This is a genomic window from Shewanella electrodiphila (assembly GCF_023283985.1).
Classification (GTDB): domain Bacteria; phylum Pseudomonadota; class Gammaproteobacteria; order Enterobacterales; family Shewanellaceae; genus Shewanella; species Shewanella electrodiphila.
This window is the reverse complement of sequence record NZ_JAKIKU010000026.1, coordinates 1-6584: the sequence shown is the minus strand read 5'-3', so window position 1 is coordinate 6584 and position 6584 is coordinate 1. Positions and strand designations below refer to the sequence as shown.

Annotated in this window: 7 protein-coding genes; 5 read left to right on the top strand and 2 right to left on the bottom strand. The window is 34.7% G+C overall.

Annotation, left to right across the window (positions count from 1 at the left end; all coding sequences use genetic code 11):
• The first annotated feature begins 143 nt into the window (after nucleotides 1–143).
• Nucleotides 144–521, top strand: a complete 378-nt coding sequence (locus L2737_RS21935) for a helix-turn-helix domain-containing protein (RefSeq protein ID WP_248957103.1) — start codon at nucleotides 144–146, stop codon at nucleotides 519–521.
• A 61-nt stretch (nucleotides 522–582) separates the two neighbouring features.
• Here L2737_RS21935 and L2737_RS21930 read toward each other — a convergent pair whose 3' ends face one another.
• The gene (locus tag L2737_RS21930) at nucleotides 583–852 is read right to left on the bottom strand and encodes a helix-turn-helix domain-containing protein (protein WP_248957102.1); all 270 of its coding nucleotides are present in this window, start codon (nucleotides 850–852) and stop codon (nucleotides 583–585) included.
• A gap of 750 nt (nucleotides 853–1602) precedes the next feature.
• On the opposite strand from L2737_RS21930, the gene repM reads away from it, so the two are divergent.
• The 4 genes from repM to L2737_RS21910 are packed head-to-tail and all read left to right on the top strand — an operon-like array spanning nucleotide 1603 to nucleotide 5509.
• Complete coding sequence (gene repM, locus L2737_RS21925) at nucleotides 1603–2541, top strand: replication initiation protein RepM (RefSeq protein ID WP_248957101.1); 939 nt, start codon at nucleotides 1603–1605, stop codon at nucleotides 2539–2541.
• Nucleotides 2542–2585: 44 nt separating this feature from the next.
• Nucleotides 2586–4163: an AAA family ATPase gene (locus tag L2737_RS21920; RefSeq protein ID WP_248957100.1), complete on the top strand. Its 1578-nt coding sequence runs from the start codon at nucleotides 2586–2588 to the stop codon at nucleotides 4161–4163.
• A complete protein-coding gene (locus tag L2737_RS21915; RefSeq protein ID WP_248957099.1) occupies nucleotides 4160–5017 on the top strand; it encodes an HNH endonuclease in 858 nt (285 codons plus the stop codon). Before L2737_RS21920 ends, L2737_RS21915 begins: the two co-directional genes overlap by 4 nt.
• An 18-nt stretch (nucleotides 5018–5035) precedes the next feature.
• Nucleotides 5036–5509 carry a type IIL restriction-modification enzyme MmeI gene (locus L2737_RS21910; RefSeq protein WP_346349203.1) on the top strand — a complete coding sequence of 158 codons (474 nt, stop codon included), beginning with the start codon at nucleotides 5036–5038 and terminating at the stop codon, nucleotides 5507–5509.
• Between the two features lie 49 nt (nucleotides 5510–5558).
• Here the strand turns inward: L2737_RS21910 and L2737_RS21905 are convergent, their stop codons facing one another.
• Nucleotides 5559–6062 (bottom strand): hypothetical protein, encoded by a 504-nt coding sequence (locus L2737_RS21905; RefSeq protein ID WP_248957097.1) that lies wholly within the window; start codon nucleotides 6060–6062, stop codon nucleotides 5559–5561.
• Nucleotides 6063–6584: the final 522 nt, after the last annotated feature.

Here is a 6584-nt window from a genome sequence, read left to right as displayed (position 1 = left end):
ATTAGGTAGTATTAGGTAGTATTAGGTAGTATTAGGTAGTATTAGGTAGTATTAGGTAGTATTAGGTAGTATTAGGTAGTATTAGGTAGTATTAGGTAGTATTAGGTAGTAGAGACTATATATAGGACAAATAAGGATCAAATATGAAAAAAGAAAAAAGAAGAAAGCTAAGTGATGCTGCCATTGCTTTCATTATCGAAGAACGTGATAACCCACATAAAGTATATACTTTTGAGCAAATTGCTGAGCTAGTAGAAACAGAATTTAAAATATCAATAAGTCGAAACGCAGTTAGTAAAAGTTATCATAAGCACAAGAATGACGATGCGTTCAGAACATTACAAGTTGGCAAGCAAGATAGTGAAGGTAATCTAAAAATTCAGAAAAATCGTAAGGACGTTACAGAAGAGGTAAAACCAAAACGTGTTAATGAACCCATTATTCCTGTTACTACTGCAAAAGATTTTGACGAAAAGGCGGGTGAAAAATATGATGTTAATGATTTTTTTATGAAAGAATGAATTAAAAAAAAGGTCACTAAGCAGCAGCTTAGTGACCTTCCTATTGTCTCATAGTCAAATTTTAGTCAGATGTACCATACTTGCGTTCAGCTAATGCTAAGAAGTTTCGTATATCTTCATCCAGTAAATACTCCATAATATTAGCTCTCGTTATGTAGTACTTCTTGATACGAACATGCTTGTTCTCTGTAGTGCGTTGATGAACAAACTTATCGTCTATCTTCCAACCATCTGAGCGTAGTTCACAAATACGTGCACCAGAGGCGCATGTATCAAAATCATGAAACAGCTCTTTGTTAGCTACACGTTCTCCATGTAGCAACTTCGACAAAATAGCGCCTTTGTGAATTCTAACGCTAGGAATTAATGGAGTTACCATCTTTTCTTACCTCTCTATGAGAGAACGTAAGAACCTTCAACCAAACAACCTTTTTTGAGGTTACTTGATATCATTATCTTAAAATAGTAAAATAAGGTCACCACAACACATAGGTTACTATTCTATTGGGTTCTTACGTTCCCAGTTGGTTACAGTGACTTATAAAGAGAGCTATCAGAAATGATGGCTCTTTTTTTTTGCCACTTAGTTAGTGAATCTAACTAGAAACAATTATAACTGAATGCTATCTCTAATTACAAGTTATTTGCTCCTTATTTGCGCTCTAAGGGTCTTTTAAAATTTTTAGCTAACTTGTTATATAATTGTTTGTAAAACCGAACAGTGAGGATAATGGACGTCCTATATTACGTTTTTATAAGGTATCTTATAAATTGATTTATAAAAATATGAATACAGCTTTTGTATGTAAATAAAAATTATAAATAGGAATTTATGTTTTTAATGTTTTTAAATAGCTTTTAAATAGCTTTTAAGTCCACTCTATCCATTGATACTATTGGTTTTCACCCTCCATTAAAAGACGTTTATACACCCATTAAAAGACGTTTATACACCCATTAAAAGACGTTTATACACCCATTAAAAGACGTTTATACATCATTAAAAGACTTTTGGTTATGTGTTGTCTTTATAATGTCGTTGGATTAGTATGGGTCTTTATATGTGCTAAAAGGAACTGTCATGTTGAAAACTAGATTAGTAAGTAAAGCGAATGCGCTGATTGAATCAAGCTATACCATTAATCTAGTTGCTCAACGTGTAATAATTTTGGCTATTATTGAGGCAAGAGAACAAGGAACTATGTCTGATGTTGGCGGTGTCCACCGTATTCACGCATCTGACTACGAAAAAAACTTCGAATGTGATAAAACTACTGCTTATCGGTCATTGAAATCTGCTTGTGAAAGTCTTTATGAAAGTGAGTTTGTTTGGACAGATAAGGATGCAAAGGGACGTGACAAAATAAATAAATCAAGATTCGTACAACGTGCCTCATATAGTGAAGGTGGTGGATATGTTGAGGTGATGTTTGGAAATGATGTTATTCCTCTCATAACAAGACTTAGTGAAAGATACACAGAGTACGAGCTAAAGCAGATAAAAGACTTAAACAGTATCTACGCATTGCGTATATTTGAAGTTTTGATGCAGTGGAGTAGTCTTGGTAAAACACCACCAATAAGCATTGGAAGCCTGCGTACCCGTTTAGGTATCGAAGAACATCAATATAAGCTAATGAGCGATTTTAAAAAACGTGTATTAGATCATGCTATCAAAGAGATAAATGACAATACGAATATTACAGCGACGTATGAGCAACACAAAGAAGGTCGTAAGATTACTGGATTTACCTTTAAGTTTAAGCTTAAAGCCAAGTCTAAAAAAGCGATGGAGTCAGAAACCGATGGTGATACTCCTAATATACTTACCCCATTGAAAATGACAGATAAACAGCGCGGAACGTTCGCATCTAAGCTGTCGCAAATGAGTGAGTTATCTAGTTATGCCAAGCAGGGCGAAGATTACAAGCAATTCGCTGAAAGAATTGAAACTGAGTTACTAGATGAAAAAAAACAAGAATTTTACCTGCCTTATTTACAGAAATTAGGCTTCCAATAGTCCTAACAATTGATAGACCCCTATAAAAAATAAGGAATATTGTGATGGAAATCACATTTAAAGCGTTAACAAGACAGGAATATCTTCCTACTGAGGGCAAAAACACTGTTTTTTTAAAACATGATAGCTGGGATGACTTTGGTTTTGAAACGCTATTCAGACTTACTGTTTTCGATGAACAAGGTCATAAGCAATCTGTAGGTGATGTGAAAATTGGTATCATTGGGCAAGAGCAATACAATACATCGCGTAGTATGCCTCGAATTTTCAGTTCTTTAGAACACGTTTACTCTTTAGGTCAAGATGCTGATTATTACAATAATCTTATGAAGTGTCTTTCTAAGAATATGCGAGAGAACATCTTAAAAAATCTAGGTGATGTAGTATCTAACCCTGATATCTTAGAAACTGTCAGTAATGAGGCGATTTTCAATACGTCTTTGCTAAGGACAGTTAATTTTACAACTTTAAAGCATCAGTTTCCTCGAATTTTAAGAGGTAAGGCTGAGCTAACGAATTATAATTTCTTTTTTGAAAGACCCTCCAGCGATACGTATTCTGGAATTAAGGTGAATTTTAAAGTAAAGCCAAATAGTAAGCCTTCATCTAATATACATATCTTGATTGGTCGTAATGGTGTAGGAAAAACGACTCTACTTAATAGTATGGTTGATGCGCTTATCCCTGGTCGAGGTTTAGAGGATAATGCTGGTTTCTTTAACATACCAAGTTTAGGTAGAGCTAGTGAATCCTTAGATGAAGATTACTTTGCTGGAGTTGTTTCTGTTTCTTTTAGTGCATTTGATCCTTTTGTTCCCCCTAATGATCAACCTGACGCAAATATTGGAATGCAGTATTACTATATAGGATTAAAAAAATACATAATTGAGACGGGTAATTGGACATCCAAAGATAAAGATGATCTATCTTCAGATTTTACTAAAAGCTTGAAAATATGTTTTGCTTTAACTGCTAAGAAAAGCAGATGGATCAACGCCATTAAAAAATTGGAATCCGATCTTAATTTTGCTGAAATGGATTTATGCCAACTTTGTGATGTATACGTTCAAGATCCTTCCGACTCTAAACAGCAGTTTTCTGGAAAAGCTAAAGCGCTATTTAAAAGGATGAGTTCAGGTCATGCTATTGTGCTTCTAACTATTACTAGACTCGTAGAAACTGTTGAAGAGAAAACCTTAGTTTTACTTGATGAACCAGAAAGCCATCTTCATCCACCACTCCTATCTGCATTCACTAGAGCTTTATCTGATTTAATGGATAACCGCAACGGTGTAGCGATAATCGCTACACATTCACCAGTTGTATTACAGGAAGTCCCTAAATTATGCGTGTCTATTATTAGAAGGACAAGACTTACGCTTAATGTCGATGAACCAGAAATTGAGACATTTGCTGAAAATGTAGGTATTTTGACAAGAGAGGTATTTGGCTTGGAGGTATCCAAATCTGGTTTTCACGATTTACTAGCAAGTTCTGTGAAAGAAGGTAAGAGTTACGAAGAGATAGATAAGGAATACAAACAGCAACTCGGTTTTGAAGGTAGAGTAATGTTACGTTCATTGATTTCGATCAGAGAATCACGAGTGGATGATGAAATATGAGAGCTATAGTTGCTCCTAATGAAGATCCAAGATTAGTTTATCAAACTTGTATCAATAGTATACGGAAAGAGAGTTTACGTAATCGGCTAAACGCAGTGGACAACACTATTTTTTTTGCGGCAAAAGAATATGAAGAAAAAGCATTGATCAAACAGCTTTATACTCTTACAGCTAGTAATTATAAAAAAAATGATATTGTCTTAGGGGCAGTAACGAAGGCAGAGCTTACATCTGTTTATACTGACCACATGGTAGGTCTGAATAAGCCTGCAAGATTAATTTATGACAAATTGTACAATTCAGCGGCATTAGGTAAATGTCCATTTTGTGGTTTTTCTTCAGTTAGTACTCTGGATCATTATTTACCTAAAGCTAAATTCCCTCAGTTATCAGTTGTTCCTATGAACCTCGTGCCATCATGTAGCGACTGTAATAGTGGCAAGGGTGTTATTACTGCTACTACGGCAGAAACACAGAGCCTACACCCTTATTTCGATCATGATCACTTTATTAATGAACAATGGCTTTTCGCTGAAGCCATCCAAACAATTCCAATAACTATTCATTTTTACGTTCAACCTCCAGATCATTGGGATGATATTTCAAAAGCTAAAGTCAAGAATCATTTCCTAAACTGTGATCTAAACGCTCGTTATAAAAAGGAAACGACCGCTGAGCTTGCTTCTCTGAAAAACACCTTATCTCTTTATGGCGAAATAGGAGCAAGTGGTATACATGCAGAGCTTACGATTCGAGCAAAAGGATATTTTCAGTTATATAAGAACTCATGGCAAGTAGCTATGTTCCAAGCACTTGCTAGGTCTTATTGGTATTGTAATAGTGATTTCAGTTGAACATTCGCAAGTTTTCTTATTGAAGAATCGCCTCATTACAACGTCATAATAATTACACGGATTAGCGTTATAGTGCCAAACGCAAATCTATATCATTTGGGAGTGTTATCTAGCAGTATGCACAATGCTTTTATGCGCCTGACAGCAGGAAGAATGAAAAGCGACTACAGTTATTCTAATACTATCGTATATAACAACATCCCATATCCCCTTGATGCTAACGATGAAAGTAACAAAGCAGTCATAGCTAAAGAAGCTATTGGGTTAGCGGCTCAAGCCGTTTTAGATGCTCGTAAGCTATACCAAGATATTAGCGAAAATGCGCCAATGCTCGCTAAGCTTTACAACACTTACATGATTGATCCGTACCCTGAACTAACCAAAGCCCATATTGCGCTTGATAAGGCAGTAGATAAGGCTTATGGATACAAGGGTAAGGGCGATGATGCCAGTCGGGTAGAGCTTTTACTGAAAAAGATAGCTGACGCATAAAATATGAGTATTAATAAAAAAAGAGGCTAATGATTAGCCTCTTTTTTATTTATTTCCAATAATTGCTTAGAGCAATGGAAGCAATTAAAGCGATCCCCAAAATAACGAACATCCAAATTATTAGAACCAAAGCAGTTGCTGCCTTTTTGGTTCTTTTCCCTATCGTCACAGCTAGTCTTCCAAATGATATAGAAAACTCATGCACTATGATTAAAAACATAAATATCAGTATGATATAGAAAAAAGATATTCCCACATAAGGTGTCTTTTCAATAAAAGGAATATTCTCAGTAAAAAAGGCTTTATTTTTAGCAACAAATAAAGCGATAACTGTGAAGAAAGATACTGTACTAACACTTGATATAAAAAATGAGATTGGTACATGAAAGGTAGTTTCTTCATTATCTTTATAGTAGTCTTCTGAAAGTTTATCAAAGTGCGCCTTTAAATGTTCATTTTCCATTTTTCCTGATATATAAGAGCTGGTGATAGTTACTACTATAGAAATCACTATCAGGATAACTATAACTAATGTCCAAATATCTACGCTCACGTTAAGCACCTCGAAAATTGATAATATACGTTTATGAGGTCATCAATATATCTTGCCTCTTTATTTTTACCTATTAAAGCTCTAACAAAGCATTAAAAATGTCTTGTATCAGCAGATACAAGACTGAGGTTAGTTCGGTACTTAAACCGATCTAAAACTATAACCACTGACTAACAACCAAACACTATCCAAAAATACCCCATTTTTGACGGCGGTAGCCTATCCTGCAATCAAATCTTTTACTCCTCTATCCCCTATAAATCCATATCTTTATACTAATACTGGCAACTTGTTAAAGATTTCATTATTAAAAATAAAATTAGGTGTCATTAGGTGTCACTAAGTAGTATTAGGTATCATTAGGTAGTAAAAAAGCACCAATTTATCTAAAAAACCTATACTATAGGTATCATTAGGTAGTATTAGGTAGTATTAGGTAGTATTAGGTAGTATTAGGTAGTATTAGGTAGTATTAGGTAGTATTAGGTAGTATTAGGTAGTATTAGGTAGTATTAGGTAGTA